13 protein-coding genes are annotated in these 14,722 nt (G+C 42.5%); 11 read left to right on the forward strand and 2 right to left on the reverse strand.

Annotation, left to right across the window (positions count from 1 at the left end; all coding sequences use genetic code 11):
- Positions 1 to 79: 79 nt before the first annotated feature.
- On the reverse strand, positions 80 to 1,252 hold the full coding sequence (locus RMZ42_RS08240; protein WP_322670944.1) for a Re/Si-specific NAD(P)(+) transhydrogenase subunit alpha: 1,173 nt from the start codon (positions 1,250 to 1,252) through the stop codon (positions 80 to 82).
- Between the two features lie 816 nt (positions 1,253 to 2,068).
- Between RMZ42_RS08240 and RMZ42_RS08245 the strand changes: the two genes are divergently transcribed.
- The 11 genes from RMZ42_RS08245 (at position 2,069) to RMZ42_RS08295 (ending at position 11,488) form a co-directional block, all read left to right on the forward strand.
- Positions 2,069 to 2,581 carry a DUF2808 domain-containing protein gene (locus RMZ42_RS08245; RefSeq protein WP_322670945.1) on the forward strand — a complete coding sequence of 171 codons (513 nt, stop codon included), beginning with the start codon at positions 2,069 to 2,071 and terminating at the stop codon, positions 2,579 to 2,581.
- A 106-nt stretch (positions 2,582 to 2,687) separates the two neighbouring features.
- On the forward strand, positions 2,688 to 2,822 hold the full coding sequence (gene rpmH / locus RMZ42_RS08250; RefSeq protein WP_099102484.1) for a 50S ribosomal protein L34: 135 nt from the start codon (positions 2,688 to 2,690) through the stop codon (positions 2,820 to 2,822).
- Positions 2,823 to 2,848: 26 nt separating this feature from the next.
- Entirely contained in the window at positions 2,849 to 3,271 is a 423-nt protein-coding gene (gene rnpA / locus RMZ42_RS08255; RefSeq protein ID WP_322670946.1) for a ribonuclease P protein component, read from the forward strand.
- Positions 3,258 to 3,650 carry a PH domain-containing protein gene (locus tag RMZ42_RS08260; RefSeq protein WP_322670947.1) on the forward strand — a complete coding sequence of 131 codons (393 nt, stop codon included), beginning with the start codon at positions 3,258 to 3,260 and terminating at the stop codon, positions 3,648 to 3,650. The genes rnpA and RMZ42_RS08260 overlap by 14 nt, the downstream gene beginning before the upstream one ends.
- A 174-nt stretch (positions 3,651 to 3,824) precedes the next feature.
- Positions 3,825 to 4,976 carry a membrane protein insertase YidC gene (gene yidC / locus RMZ42_RS08265; RefSeq protein WP_322670948.1) on the forward strand — a complete coding sequence of 384 codons (1,152 nt, stop codon included), beginning with the start codon at positions 3,825 to 3,827 and terminating at the stop codon, positions 4,974 to 4,976.
- The gene (locus RMZ42_RS08270; protein WP_322670949.1) at positions 4,973 to 5,500 is read left to right on the forward strand and encodes a protein jag; all 528 of its coding nucleotides are present in this window, start codon (positions 4,973 to 4,975) and stop codon (positions 5,498 to 5,500) included. The genes yidC and RMZ42_RS08270 overlap by 4 nt, the downstream gene beginning before the upstream one ends.
- 167 nt (positions 5,501 to 5,667) lie before the next feature.
- Positions 5,668 to 6,195, forward strand: coding sequence for a DUF177 domain-containing protein (locus tag RMZ42_RS08275; RefSeq protein WP_322670950.1), 528 nt, complete (start codon positions 5,668 to 5,670; stop codon positions 6,193 to 6,195).
- A 293-nt stretch (positions 6,196 to 6,488) separates the two neighbouring features.
- Positions 6,489 to 7,172 (forward strand): hypothetical protein, encoded by a 684-nt coding sequence (locus RMZ42_RS08280; RefSeq protein ID WP_322670951.1) that lies wholly within the window; start codon positions 6,489 to 6,491, stop codon positions 7,170 to 7,172.
- Between the two features lie 277 nt (positions 7,173 to 7,449).
- Positions 7,450 to 8,961 carry an AAA family ATPase gene (locus RMZ42_RS08285; RefSeq protein ID WP_322670952.1) on the forward strand — a complete coding sequence of 504 codons (1,512 nt, stop codon included), beginning with the start codon at positions 7,450 to 7,452 and terminating at the stop codon, positions 8,959 to 8,961.
- A 441-nt stretch (positions 8,962 to 9,402) separates the two neighbouring features.
- Positions 9,403 to 9,912 carry an SH3 domain-containing protein gene (locus tag RMZ42_RS08290; protein ID WP_322670953.1) on the forward strand — a complete coding sequence of 170 codons (510 nt, stop codon included), beginning with the start codon at positions 9,403 to 9,405 and terminating at the stop codon, positions 9,910 to 9,912.
- A gap of 154 nt (positions 9,913 to 10,066) precedes the next feature.
- Positions 10,067 to 11,488, forward strand: a complete 1,422-nt coding sequence (locus tag RMZ42_RS08295; RefSeq protein WP_322670954.1) for a peptidoglycan-binding protein — start codon at positions 10,067 to 10,069, stop codon at positions 11,486 to 11,488.
- 28 nt (positions 11,489 to 11,516) lie between these two features.
- Here RMZ42_RS08295 and RMZ42_RS08300 read toward each other — a convergent pair whose 3' ends face one another.
- Entirely contained in the window at positions 11,517 to 14,543 is a 3,027-nt protein-coding gene (locus tag RMZ42_RS08300) for an SMC family ATPase (protein WP_322670955.1), read from the reverse strand.
- Positions 14,544 to 14,722 lie beyond the last annotated feature (179 nt).

Consider the following 14,722-nt stretch of genomic DNA (forward strand, 5'->3'; position numbering starts at 1 on the left):
TTTATAAGTGGGAATTGGGCATGGGGCATTGGGCATTGGTTATTCTCCTTGTTCCCTTGTCCCCTTGTCTCCCTCATCCCTAATTAACCGCCGGTTGTTGAGTATTCAAAGCTTGTAGCGCATCTCGTACTCGTTGATTGCGAATTTCACCTGCGTGGGTAACGCAAGCTGCATCAACGATGTCGTCACCAAAGTCCACCTGTAAAGCTTTGTCTTTAATTAGCAGTTGAATCAACGATGTTACGTTCTTGGCATACAATTGGCTGGCATGAATTGGCATCGATGATGGGAGATTGATCGGGCCGATAATTGTCACACCGTTCCAGACAATATCTTTACCTGGTTCTGTGCAGGCGCAGTTACCACCTTGTTCAGCAGCCAAATCCACAATCACTGAACCTGGTTTCATTTGTGCCACCATTTCTTCTGTAACTAGCCGTGGTGCTTGTCTCCCAGGTACTTGGGCGGTGGTAATTACAACATCAGAATTTTTGATGTGTTCAGCAACAACTTCTTGAGTACGTTGTTTGCTAGCTTCAGAAATTTCCTTGGCGTAACCGCCAGCAGCAACGGTTTCTTCGTCTAATTTGACTTCAACGAATTTTGCCCCTAAGCTTTGCACTTCTTCTTTGACGGCGGGACGGATATCAAAGGCTTCTACTACTGCTCCCAAACGTCTGGCGGTGGCGATCGCTTGCAATCCCGCTACACCAGCGCCCATAATAAATACTTTGGCTGGAGCGATCGTGCCTGCGGCTGTGGTTAACATCGGAAAGTATTTCGGTAAGGCTGCGGCGGCAATTAATACTGCTTTGTAACCGGCTAATGAAGCTTGCGAGGACAAAGCATCCATACTTTGCGCCCTGGTGGTACGGGGGATCATCTCCATACTCAAAGCTGTGACTTTCCGATTTGCTAGTTGCTGCGCCACAACAGGATTTCCCAAGGGATTGAGGAAACTGACTAATACAGCCCCTTCCTTTAACAAATCAACTTCTGAGCGTCCATCTTCTCGTTCTTGCGGTGGACTTACTTTCAGCAGAATATCTGTTTCACCCCATAATTTGGCAGTATCGCTGATTATTGTGGCTCCTGCTGCTTCATAGTCAGGATCGCCAAAAAATGAGCGTTCTCCTGCACCCGCTTCTACCCAAACTTCCAAACCTTGTTTTACCAATCGGGCAACGGTGTCAGGAATTAATGCCACACGACGTTCACAAACTTCAATTTCTTTAGCAACTGCTATTCTCATGAAATCTCCTGAAGATAAATACCTAATCTCTGCCAAGTAAGCGATTGTCCAGATGATGGGTGTCCCGCACTCATAGTACTTAGGCAGGAACATCAGCCATGAATTTTACTTGTAGATTGAACCTTGAATCTTTCCTCTCCCACTCTTTGCTCTCTAGACAAAGCCTCATTTTTTTGTAAAGTTCTGAGCGGAGGTTCCCTCCAATCGGACTTTTTGCTTTGCCGCTCGCAGATGTCATATTTTCAGATATTTGCAAACAGGGTTATGTATTGCACATCCTAAATTGATTCCCAAATTTTGCATCTTTATCTTTAGGTTGTTTTCGGGATTGAGAAATTTTGGTATTCCTTTCTTATAGAGTAATATTGACCGAATTTTGAAAGCTTGATAATTTCCCAATCAAATTTTAATGATTACAACTTCGATTCCAATCCAACTTATTTTAATCAATTTAGCCCAACTTAACTGGCGATCGCTGATGGCATACCTCAATTTTTATAACAAAATTCTCAAATTTAGATACACTTATACATATTTAGAAACACAATCCAACCCCCAACTGTGTTTATATCTAGTTCCAATTTGACCCAATTTAGCCATCAAATCATGGCTACATAAGGGTAATGAAGTAAATGTAATATACGTTTGTTTTTATACTAAGTAACTTTACTGTTGCCTAAACATCAGGCAGGATGGCACTTTTTTTGGAAATTAAACGTCCATTGTCGAGAAGCCAGTAGTAAAGTTTAGTAAAGAATACTAACACACAGTTATTTTTAGATCGCAGATTTATATTTTCGTAGAGGAAGCCCGATTATGCGACGTTTACTTTCTGCTTTAGCCGTGACTAGCTTTTTGGTTACTGGATTACCAGCCTTGACTTGGGCGCAAAGCTTACCTGGATTTACGCTGTTTAGCGGCGTCAAACAAGAAAATCAGCTACCCTTCCGATTAGATTTTGGCGGACAAGCTAATGGTTGGGATCGATACATACTAAAGATTCCAGCTAAAAGAATGAAATTGGCAGTTGGTCAATTTGCCATTACCTACCCTGATTATTACAAAGGAACTTTTGACCAGAAAAAAATTGAAGTCCGAGTCAAAGGCAAAGCAGTTCCGCTTTCTGAGGTGAAATGGGACAAAGAAGGTAAACTGATCAATATTTTTCCTCAAGATCCAGTACCAGCAGGTAGCCCAGTCGAAGTGGTGTTATCTAACGTGAAAAACCCATCCTTCGGTGGAGTTTACTATTTTAACTGTCAAGTGCTTTCCCCTGGCGATGTACCACTACTGCGCTATATGGGAACATGGATTTTGAGCATTACTTAAGAATAGGGAGTAGGGATATGGCCAATCGATGATTCCCAATTTCCTAACAAAGTGATACAATTAGAGATTGTGAGTTTTTATAAAAATCACTTAAGAGGAGAAGAGTATGAAAAGAACACTGGGCGGTACTAGCCGTAAGAGAAAAAGAACCTCTGGTTTTCGCGCCAGGATGCGGACACCAGACGGCAGAAACGTGATTAGCGCCAGAAGAAAAAAGGGCCGTCACCGTCTGAGTGTTTAGGACAGATCGAGCGATAAAGAGCATCTGTGGCTTTGCCCAAAACAAATCGGCTAAAATCCCGCAAGGATTTCCAGGCAGTTTTCCGAGAAGGAATTCGGCGTCATGGCTCTTATTTAACATTGAGAGCCTTAAAGCCCTTATATTCAACGAAACCTTCTTTGGACACTGCCACCCAGACTACACAAGCAACTGACTCAAAGCTCCTTGCTAGCACGCGGATTGGTATTTCAATTAGCACAAAAGTCAGCAAAAGGGCAGTGGTTCGCAACCGAATCAAACGGCAAATTACTGCTGCTTTATACAACTTGCTGCCAAAATTATCACCAGGATGGCGGCTAGTATTCATTGTCAAACCCACAGCAGCAGAATCTAAGTGCGTAAGCCCACAATTTCTGCAAGAATTAGAGCAGTTGTTGGCACAAGCTGAGGTGTTCGATGGGAATTCGTGAAGATGTTTATTATGAAGGTGGCCCCCATGTTGGGGATTTAATTGTCAACCTGCTGATTGGGCTAACCATTGTCGGGCTACCATTAGCAGTCGGGGCAATTGTCAGGGCATTGTGGCTGCGTTTCCGCATCACCGATCGCCGAATTACTGTTACCGGAGGTTGGCAGGGACGCGATCGCACTGACGTAATTTACTCAGAAATTGTCAAAATCGTCAAAGTCCCCCGTGGCATTGGCTTTTGGGGAGATATGGCCATTACCCTAAAAAACGGCAGTCGTCTCGAATTGCGCGCAATTCCCAAGTTTCGGGAAGTCTATGACTACATTAACGAAAGAATTGCTGCAAAAAATCCCGAATTTAGCGGCACTGCCAATAAGTGATGAGCAGGGGGAGCAGGGGAAGAAAAACTATTGGTTATTGCCCAATGCCCAAAGCCCCATGCCCAATGCCCCATTTATAATGTGCGGCTATCCGTAGCGAGAGATAGTCGCCGACAATTCATGATTTAGATAAATTAGATTCAGTTTACAGTACCTCAGGTTGAATTCAGAATAATGGATTTTGGTATCGGCTTTCTCTCGAACAACGTGATGCTGCCAATCATAGATTTCTTCTATGGTATTGTGCCTAGTTACGGATTAGCGATCGTTGCTTTGACCTTGATAGTCCGCTTCGCGCTCTATCCCCTGAGTGCTGGCTCAATTCGCAATATGCGGAAGATGCGAATTGTACAACCTCTGATGCAGAAGCGGATGGCAGAAATTAAAGAGCGCTATAAGGATGAACCGCAAAAGCAGCAGGAGGAAATGGTTAATGTCCAAAAAGAATTTGGCAACCCTTTGGCAGGCTGTTTTCCATTACTAGTGCAAATGCCAGTTTTGTTAGCGCTGTTTGCTACCTTGCGGGGTTCGCCTTTTGCAAGTGCGAACTACAGCGTTAACCTGCAAATTCTTCCCGCAGAACAAATCGAACAAATTCAACCACAAGCCTTTGCTACTGCTCCGCAAAATATTTACATTGCAGATGGGGAACACGTTAAAGTAGCTGCTATTATTCCTAGCGGAAACAAACTAGCAGTAGGAGAACAAACCAAGATACAGTATCAGACTGTTGCAGGTAAACCATTTCAGGTACTCTTAGCAGAACACCCAGAAAATAAGCTGGTTCCTGATTGGAAAGTTACCAAAGGTGAAGATAGGATAAAAATTGATGCCCAAGGCAATGTAGAAGCCTTGCAACCAGGAGAAGTTACTATTCAAGGAACAATTCCTGGATTAGCAGCAGAAAAAGGCTTTCTATTTATTGACGCTTTAGGTAGGGTTGGCGCACAAGATCCAGATGGCACAATCCACTGGGATATCGTTGCCATGATCGTCTTTTTTGGAATCAGCCTTTATGTTAGCCAAATGCTTTCCGGGCAAAATTCCAGCGGTGGCAATCCGCAGCAGGATACAGTTAACAAAATCACCCCCGTCATCTTTTCTGGGATGTTCTTGTTCTTCCCCCTACCAGCTGGGGTGCTGATGTATATGGTGATTGGTAATATTTTCCAAACCGCCCAAACTTATCTTCTCTCCCGCGAACCTCTACCGGAGGAACTACAAAAAATTGTAGAAACCCAGGAAAAAGAAGCAGCAGTCACAGAACAGAAAGCATTACCGTTTGAACCAAAAAGTCCTAAGAAAAAGGCGGCAGGGGGATCATGAGCGACATTCCAATGCAGAGAGGTCAGCAATGGTTAAAAACCCTGCTGGAACTCACTGGAATACCTGCTGAGATTCAGGGTCATTTAGAAACTGCCCAATCTCAAGACGGCGATTCTCCAGAACCAGATAACTACTGGTTGACTATTGACCAAACCAATTTGACATCAGAACAAATCCAGGTGTTAATTGGTGCTGATGGTTCTGTGTTAGATGCGATTCAGTATCTAGCAAATTCGGTTCTAAACCTCAGCCAACCGCCGGAGGAACAAGCCTCTTTCACTATTGAGTTAAATGGCTACCGAGTTAAAAGAGAAGCCGAAATTCGCGCATTAGCAGAAGCAGCAGCCGATGAAGTGCGCTTTTCTGGTAGAGAAGTGGAAATCAAATCTCTTAGTTCTGCTGAACGGCGTCAAGTTCATACCTTCTTAAAGGAATTTGGAGATTTAGAAACCTTCAGTCGCGGTAAAGAGCCACATCGCCATCTGGTTGTTTGTCCCGCTTCGTTGGAAGGAGTTAGGAGTTAGGAGTTAGGAGTTAGGAGTTATGAGTTTGGAGTTAATTGAAAACTCATAACCATATATAATTTCTTTCAAAATTTCTCTTGTTCTTAAGAGATAAAATTAAAGATGTAGTACCAGTATTATTGCTGGTAATGAAGATAAATTTTTAGTGAGGATGTCTCACAAATCCTATGGACGCAATTTATATTCCGCAGCTAACTAAAGCCCCGGAGCGAACAGAGGAAGTTCAAGTTAAGGAATTTCTGCCTGGTCTAGAGACGTTAACACCAGTTCGCGGTCATGTGCGCGTGCAACATCATGGCAATTACCTGGAAGTGTCGGGTCAGGCAGAAACAATTATTACTTGTACCTGCAACCGCTGCTTGCAGCAATACAATCGCCGTTTAGGGCTTGATACGAAAGAAATCATCTGGTTAGACGAAACTGCAAATCAGGCAAATGACTTGCCCTTAGAAAGGGAAGTGGTTATGGAAGATTTGCTGGAAAGCTTACCGCCCGATGGTTATTTTTATCCCAACGAATGGCTGTATGAGCAGATGTGTTTGGCAATACCGCAGCGCCAGTTATGCGATCGCAATTGTCCAGGTATTCCTGTAAGTAGTACTGTTGATAGTCCTGATACTTCTGATAGTCGTGAAACTCCTGTTGATAACCGTTGGGCTTCTCTAGAAGCACTTAAAAAGCAACTTCCGGGGTAGTAATTTGCTAATTCCGTCAGACTGAAGTCTGCACTCACATGAACTAAGCCTGTCTACACAGGCTTATTGTTTTATTAGTGAAAATGTCGATTAACCCCACAATCCCGACATTAATTTAAACGAAATAATTTTTTAGCGTTAATTTTATCTAATAAATTAAAATGCTTGTGTTAAGAAATGACCTACCTTCTTAATATGATTTGACAACTTCAACTGTATTAAAACGAACCTATGAAAGATAGATAACATACTGGTTATAGATTCCTATGTCTAGTTAAGGAAAAAAGTCAAAGATGAAAGAAATATTAAAGGATTTGGAAGGATTGGGTTTTTATTCTTATGAAAATTCAACTTTAGTTCCCATAATTCAAGCATTACAGTTAAATAACAATTCAATTTGGTTAAGAGATGGAAAATATAAAAGATTGAATACATTAGATATAACATCATTTCCAGAAGCAGAGGAACTGATGGATAATGAACCGGACGAAGACGATAACTTTTTGTATTTATACAGACCCTTACCACCACATCGTTGCTTTACTCTAGATAAAGAAGATTTGTATGAATATCCACCAATGATATTTGAAGATATTTACTTATGTAATAGTTTAAGCAGATGTGGCGTTATCATCGAGGATGTAGATGAATATGAGGATTCTGAGGGCAATTCGCATCTAATTACCAATGTATGCGATTTTTTAATTTGCCCTTACGAATTTAGAACGTCATATACTCAAAATTATTTAAAATGGCGGGTTGTTACCGCAAGAATTCTGTTGATGCTTAATCTTATTCTGTCTCAAGCAGATAGTGATGCAAGATTTTATCTACTAAGTGAAGAAGGTAAAGAGGGAGATACTATTGTAGTTTTGATAAATCCACCTATATTTAAGTTTTTTCAATACATTAGCGAATTAGAAAATCAAGATTTACCAAAGCCTATCGAGAAATATTTTGAAAGCATCTTGTTCTAATTTGATAGCGGCGACCTCGCAAAGAAGTTGCGACGAAAAGGCAGATGAAATCCTTAACAGCAATTACTTATAGGCATTAATAAAATATATTGCTCAACGGAAGTGTAGAGGTTAACCCCAGATACAATAGCTGAAGTATCCATAGGTATCTTAATCTTATTCTGTCTCAAGCAGATAATGATGAAAGATTTTATATACTGTTATATGTTGGTTTTTTAGTTGTTAGAAGCGATACAAACCTGAACAATGAGAGAAGAACTAATAACCACACCCAAATATGAACTTCCGTGAAGAGTTTAAACTGCTGCTACGCGCCCGCTACCCCTTGATTTATATTCCTACATACGAGGAAGAACGGGTAGAAGCAGCGATCCGGGAAGAAGCAAGCAACCAGGGTAATCGCCCGGTGTATACTTGGGATTTTGTCGATGGCTACCAGGGAAACCCCAATGATGTTGGGTTTGGGCGACGTAACCCGTTGCAAGCTTTGGAATTTATTGAAAAATTACCAGCTTCCGCACCTGCGGTAATGATTTTACGAGATTATCATCGCTTTTTAGAAGATGTGGCGATCGCCCGCAAACTCCGCAATCTGTCCAGACTTCTCAAATCGCAACCAAAAAATATTGTATTACTGTCGCCGCGCATCGCCATCCCTGATGACTTAACGGAAGTGCTGACAGTCGTCGAGTTTCCCTTACCAGCCGCCTCAGAAATTAAAACTGAGGTAGATCGCTTACTACAAAGTACTGGTAACTCCCTTTCTGGAAAAGTTTTAGATGATTTGGTGCGCTCTTGTCAAGGACTTTCGATGGAACGGATTCGCCGCGTTTTGGCAAAAGCGATCGCAACCCACGGAGAATTGCGACCAGAAGACGTGGAGCTGGTTTTGGAAGAAAAGCGCCAAACTATCCGCCAAACCCAAATTCTGGACTTCTACCCCGCCACTGAGCAAATTTCTGATATTGGCGGACTGGATAACTTGAAAGATTGGTTGATTCGGCGGGGAGGTTCATTTACAGATCGAGCGCGACAGTACGGATTACCGCACCCCCGTGGTTTAATGTTGGTGGGTATTCAGGGAACTGGTAAATCGTTAACAGCAAAAGCGATCGCTCATCACTGGCATTTACCCCTGCTACGTTTGGATGTGGGCAGATTATTTGGTGGTTTGGTGGGTGAATCAGAATCTCGCACTCGCCAAATGATTCAAGTAGCTGAAGCCCTTGCTCCCTGTATTTTATGGATTGATGAAATAGATAAAGCCTTTGCAGGGCTTGGTAGCAAAGGTGATGCCGGAACAGCCAGCCGTGTGTTTGGTACTTTTATTACCTGGCTAGCCGAAAAAAGCTCACCCGTGTTTGTCGTCGCCACCGCCAACGACATTCAAGCTTTACCGCCGGAAATGCTCCGCAAAGGGCGATTTGATGAAATTTTCTTTGTGGGTTTGCCTACTCAAGAAGAGAGAAAAGCAATTTATGATGTTCATTTATCCCGACTGCGCCCCCATAATTTGAAAAGTTATGACATCGACAGGCTAGCTTATGAAACCCCTGATTTTTCTGGGGCTGAGATTGAGCAAACTTTAATTGAAGCGATGCACATTGGATTTAGCCAAAACCGCGACTTTGCTACCGACGACATTTTAGAAGCAGCCAGTCAGATCATACCCTTAGCACGAACTGCCGTAGAGCAAATTCAGCAACTCCAAGAATGGGCTGCTGCTGGGAGAGCGCGTTTAGCATCTAAACACAATCCTTTGAGCGAACGCCTCCGGCGCACTACGTGAACCCAAAAAAATGTAGAGACGCAGGAGTGCTTACGTCTCTACAAAGATTTTGGATAACGCATATTTAATTTCACCAGATGTCTATTCAGCATAGCTACAATAATCAGTTAGTCAAAAGTCAATAATGATGAATTATTATGGACTATTGATTTTTATACTGATGGGTTATTTGCCTCTGAGTTTTCACGTCATGTGGAAAAGCCAATGGAAAACCTAACCCCCCAGCCCCCCTTCCCTACAAGGGAAGGGGGAGAAATCAAAGCCTCTCTCCTTCTAGGGGAGAGGTTTGGAGAGGGGTTTTCCAGATCCCGTGAAAAGTCAGATTTGCCTCTCTACTCGTAACCCTTGAGAGCCAGTTAAACACCACTCTCCTCAATGGGGGAAAATACGCAGATAACTGGCTCACCTACACCCTTGACTCTTGATAATCAGGTTTTAATTATGTTGTCTGGCTTAACAAAGTTTATACTGGGGTTTTTCTTAGCGATCGCTGTGCTAATAGGTGGCGGTGCTGCAATTGCACTCTATTTTATGAATCGTACTGGCATAGCACCTGCTAAACCCATTTTTTCTAATGATAGTCCTTCAGTGAAAGCCCAAGCTCCTAAAAAAACTGAGCCTGGAGAAAGTAAGCCCGCTCTTACACCTGGAACATCTACTCAATCGTCTGCAAGCCCAACCTCTACTCCTACAGAATCACCAAAGGCTACCCCATCATCCAAACCATTACCATCGGGAGCTTACCGAGGACGTGTTAATTGGGCTGAAGGCTTGAGTTTGCGATCGCAACCAAATCAAGAAGCTGAAAAAATTGGTGGAGTCGCTTTTAATCAAAAAATTATTATTTTGTCAGAAAGCGAGGATAAAGCTTGGCAAAAGATCCGTTTGGAAGATAGCGAACAAGAAGGTTGGGTGAAAGCAGGTAATACTGAAAAAGTTGATGAACAATAGGCATTGGGCATTGGGCATTGGTTATTCTCCTTGTCCTCTTGTCCCCTTGTTTCCCTCATCCGCAGGACACTTACTTGTAAAGAATCATACGAAAAGTAATTCTTACATATAGTCAGTGGTATACTTTTTTATATTTATTAACTTAAAAAAGCAAGTGAAAACAGGGGTAGCTAGCCATTTAATCAAGCTTGCCTCAGTCTACGAGGCATCCGAAAGCATCAAGGTTGTTCCTATCGTAGTTAATTTTAAATTTTTAAATTGGAAAAAGTTATCGACTTTTGGTGCAATGCGTCTTTTGTCTGTGGCTCTGATTACGGGGCTTATGAGTATTGCTGGAGAAGTTTTAGCACTTCAGAAAATAGGAAGTAATGGGCCTGAAGTTAGCAGTAGTCAGAGATGTTTAAAAAAGTTAGGCTATTTTAACGGCCCAGTGACAGGTAAGTTTGCTAGCTTGACTCAAAATGCTACGATCAAATTCCAGCGAGCCAATAGAATATCGGCTGATGGAGTTATAGGTGTTAGCACTCAACGAGCCTTGCAACGAGCATGTCAAAGTAGAAGTTCTAATAGAAATATCGGTGGCGCATCACGTTCGCCAGTTGGTCAATATCCTACTCTTTCTCAAGGCAAAACTGGTGCAGCCGTCACAAGATTACAACAGCGTCTACGGCAGTTAGGCTACTTTAAGACTAATCCCACTGGGAATTTTGGACGAATTACTAAAGATGCTGTAATAGCATTCCAGCGAAGTTATCGCATAACTGCTAACGGGATTGTGAATCGACAAACTTGGAACGCACTAATGGGTTCTTCTCCGACTCCAGGAAGATCGAGTCTTTCCACTCAACAAGTCAGAGAACTGCAAGTGCGTTTGCGGCAGCTAGGTTATTTAAATGCTGATGCCACTGGGAATGTTGGCCCGATGACTAGAGAAGCTGTAATTGCATTCCAACGAAATAATGGATTACCTGTTGATGGCATTGCTAATGCCCAAGTTTTGGACTCAGTGCGTAGAGTCTCTACAGGTAGTATTCAACAACCAGGTAGAAATTATCTCACTGTAGGCGATCGCGGAGAAAATGTCCGATTAGTTCAAGAGCGTTTAGCACAGTTGGGTTTTTCTAATACTAATCCTAATGGACTTTTCAACGATTACACTAGACAATCTGTGATTGCATTCCAGCAATATTCTCGAATTAATTCTAGTGGAAATGTAGATTGGCAAACTTGGGAAGCATTAGGGTTGAATGGTTCAACTGGGGGCAATTACACTCAAACTAATGATTATGTATTAGCTGACACTAACCGCTATGCATTACCTCCTGCCAATGACAATGTAGTACCTGTTACTAATGGCAACACATTAGTTGCTAATAATCCTTACAGAGTAATAATTCCAATTTCCAGTAATGATACTCTGAGTAAAGTACAACAATATATACCCAATGCTGTCGCGGAGCAATCCAATTTAGGAGATTATGTGAATGCTGGAGCATTTAGCGATCGCGCCCAAGCAGAAACGCTAACGAAAAAGCTCCGCTCGTTAGGTCTGGATGCACGGGTAAAATACAATTAATTCGTAATTCGTAATTCGTAATTCGTAATTAGATGGACAAGCTCAAGTGCGAACCTTCTTGAGTTTTATTCACTTCAATCCTGGCTTGGAAGGCTTCTTTGAGGTGGGGCATGTGGGTGACAGTGAGGATGCAGGCGAAATCAGAAGCGATCGCATTAATCGCGGCAATCAAGCGATCGCATCCTTCGGCATCCTGTGTACCAAAACCCTCATCCACAATCAACAATTGCAACGCCGCCCCTGCCCGTTGCGCTAATAGTTTTGCCAAAGCCAAACGGATAGCAAAGTTAATTCTAAAGGCTTCTCCACCTGAGTAAGTTTCGTAAGCTCGTGTTCCTCTAGAATCGGCGATTAAAATATCTAAGGTGTCTATCAGTTTAGCGTTTTTCTTGGTTGATTTAGCACTGCGTCCAGCTTTTTGAGTAATAAATTGTACATGAAACTGATTGCCACTCAAACGCGAAAGTAGTTGATTTGTTTCGGCTTCCAGTTGTGGCAACACATTCTCAATCATCAGTGCTTGGATACCATTTTTACCAAAAGCTTGCGCTAATTCCTGATAAACCCGATATTCCTGCTTGCACGATTGTAATTGCTGCTGCTGTTGTTCATATTGAATTTGCAGCGTTTCCAATTGATGCGCCAGTTGTTCTAAACGCCCCAATTTGGCTATTTGCTCATCAAGTTGCCGTCTGCGGATTGCTAGCTGCTGTTCTAAAGCTTGAATTTGGGCAGATGGATTAGCTGTTGCTTGTAGTTGCTGGATAATGCTTTCGATTTGGCTGCCGAGTTTTTGGCGCTCCGTTACTCTGGCGCTTCTGGAATCCTCTAACTCTTGTAATCTCGTCTGGAGTTGCGGATACTGCTGCTGTGCTGATAGCAGTTGTTGATACCGCAAATGCCAAGATTGAGCTTTCTTTGCAGCCATCCGCAGATTGTTGTGCTGCTCGGAACTGTAGCCAATTTCAGTAATGTGACGCTCAAGAGCCGCGATTTGTTTAGCACATTCAGAATCAATCCGATCTTGCTGAATTCTGACTTGTAATTGGTCAATTTGCAATTGAAGTTCTGGTTTTCGGGCTAATAGTTGCGCTTGTCTCTTAGTTGCATCTTTTATTTGCCCTTGTTTAATTTCTGCCCATCGCCACCGCTCAACTTCACTCCGGGCAAGGGCATGATCTTGTTCATTATAATTAACTTGTTGCAGATATTGCTCTAGCTGTCGGAGTTCGGCTTGTTTATCGGGAGCGTAATCACCAGCTTGGAGCGATCGCTCTAAATGCTGTTTTTCAGCAGCAATTTGTTGTAACTGTTGTTGCACATCAGTTGTCGCTTCTAACTGGGCTGCTAACTGTCCCCGGTGTTCGCGTAAACCATCGTAGCCCGCCAATTGTTGGGATATGTCGCGATATTCCTGCCTGAGTGTCTGAATTTCTTTGTCAGACACAGCCAATTGTTCCCGTACTACCCAAAACTGCCCTTGAGTATCCTCTAACTCACTTTGGGTTTTTTCCACTACCCGACTCCAGTGATGTTCGTCTAAAGGACGCTCGCATAATGGACAAAGTGCTTCAGGATTTTGCAGCATTTGCAATTTTTGCTCTAATTCTCCCAGCAGTTTTTCATAATCTCGTTGATGAGCTTGCAAACGTTCAATAAAATGCCGCCTTTCTTGCCCTTTTTCTTGGACTCGTTGCAGATAAACTCGCTTTTTCTCCAGTTCCTCAATCTGAATTGCCACATCCATTACCGCTTGTTGCAGTTGCGGTTGGCGACTGTGTTGGCGTTGTAATTGGTTCTCAGTGCTTTGGAGTTGTTCGAGTCGCGCTACTAAACCAGCATGAGTGCGATCGAGTTGGCTTTGTAAAGTTGCTCGTTGTTGCAACAAGGGAGTCACTTGCATTTGCAATTCATCTAAGCGAGTAACATGGTGACGAGCTGCGGCTAGTTGTGACAAAGCGGCTTCGACTTCACCTGATTTAGTTAAAGTTTGTTGAATATCTCGCTCTTGTTGCTGCAAAGCTTCTAGCTGCGCTTGGGCTTGTTGCAGTTGCCGTTCGATTTCGTGAATTTCTTTGGTAAGCTGTTGTTGCTTTTGTTGGCGATTTTGTTGAGCGCGAGTGTACTCTTCAAATTTGACAGCAAAAGCTTCTTCTTGAGATTGGAGACTTTGATATTGGGCGTATCCAGCTTTAATCTCAGCTTCTTGGTGTAATATTTTTTCTAAATCTGATAGCTGAGAGCCAATAGCTGATTGTTCTTGTTGGAGGCGATCGCAATCTTGGGTAAGATTTTGGTATTGCTGCTTTATAAAATTGAGTTGTTGTTCCCAATTTTGGCGCTGGTGCTGGACAACTTGCAAACTTTGTAATTGAATATTATCAAAAGCTTGCACCTGTTGCAGTTGGTTGAGTTCGGCTTCTAACTCCACCCTTTGCGCTTGGGTAATCTGGCGTTGTTGCAGCTGAATTTTTATCGACTCCAAAGAACGCTCTAACTCTACTGCCTGGGCTTTAAACTGACGAGAAGATTCCTTTGCCCGTTCTTCCAAATCATCGTACTGATTGAGTTTCAATAACTCCGCTAAAATTTCTTTGCGTTCCGTGGGACGCTTGAGCATGAATTCATCTGCGCGACCTTGACGTAAGTAGGCAGAATTAATAAATGTATCATAATCAAGCTTGATGTGTTCTAAAATCAAATCTTGGGTTGCTCTTACCCCTTTGCAAGTGAGTGAGCGAAACCCAGATGGTATTTCTATTTGAAATTCGAGGACACTAGTACCTCCCCGAATTCGGGTACGAATCACCCGATATTTTTGCTGGTTACTTTTGAAAGTAAAATCAACCCGAACTTCTTTCGCACCAGAATAGATGACATCATCTTCAGCAGTGGCGCGGCTTTCACCCCAAATTGCCCAAGTGATTGCTTCTAAAAGAGAAGATTTACCTGCACCATTGGAACCACAAATACAAGCCGTATGCAAACCACCAAAATCTAAAGTTGCATCACGGTAACTGAGGAAGTTTTTGAGGATAAGTTGTACTGGGATCATTCACCCTATAGCGCCACATCTACTTTTAATCATTAACAGTACAGATGCACTGTTTGTTAGTTTAGCTATCTAGATATCAGGTTTCTAGTCTTGAAGACATCAATTTTACAAAAATTTACAATTATCTGAGTGAATTTTTCTTGTCCCATGAAAAAGTTTTGCTGTCTTCAGAGAAAAAT

Source organism: Nostoc sp. DedQUE05 (assembly GCF_034530955.1).
Lineage (GTDB): Bacteria > Cyanobacteriota > Cyanobacteriia > Cyanobacteriales > Nostocaceae > Nostoc.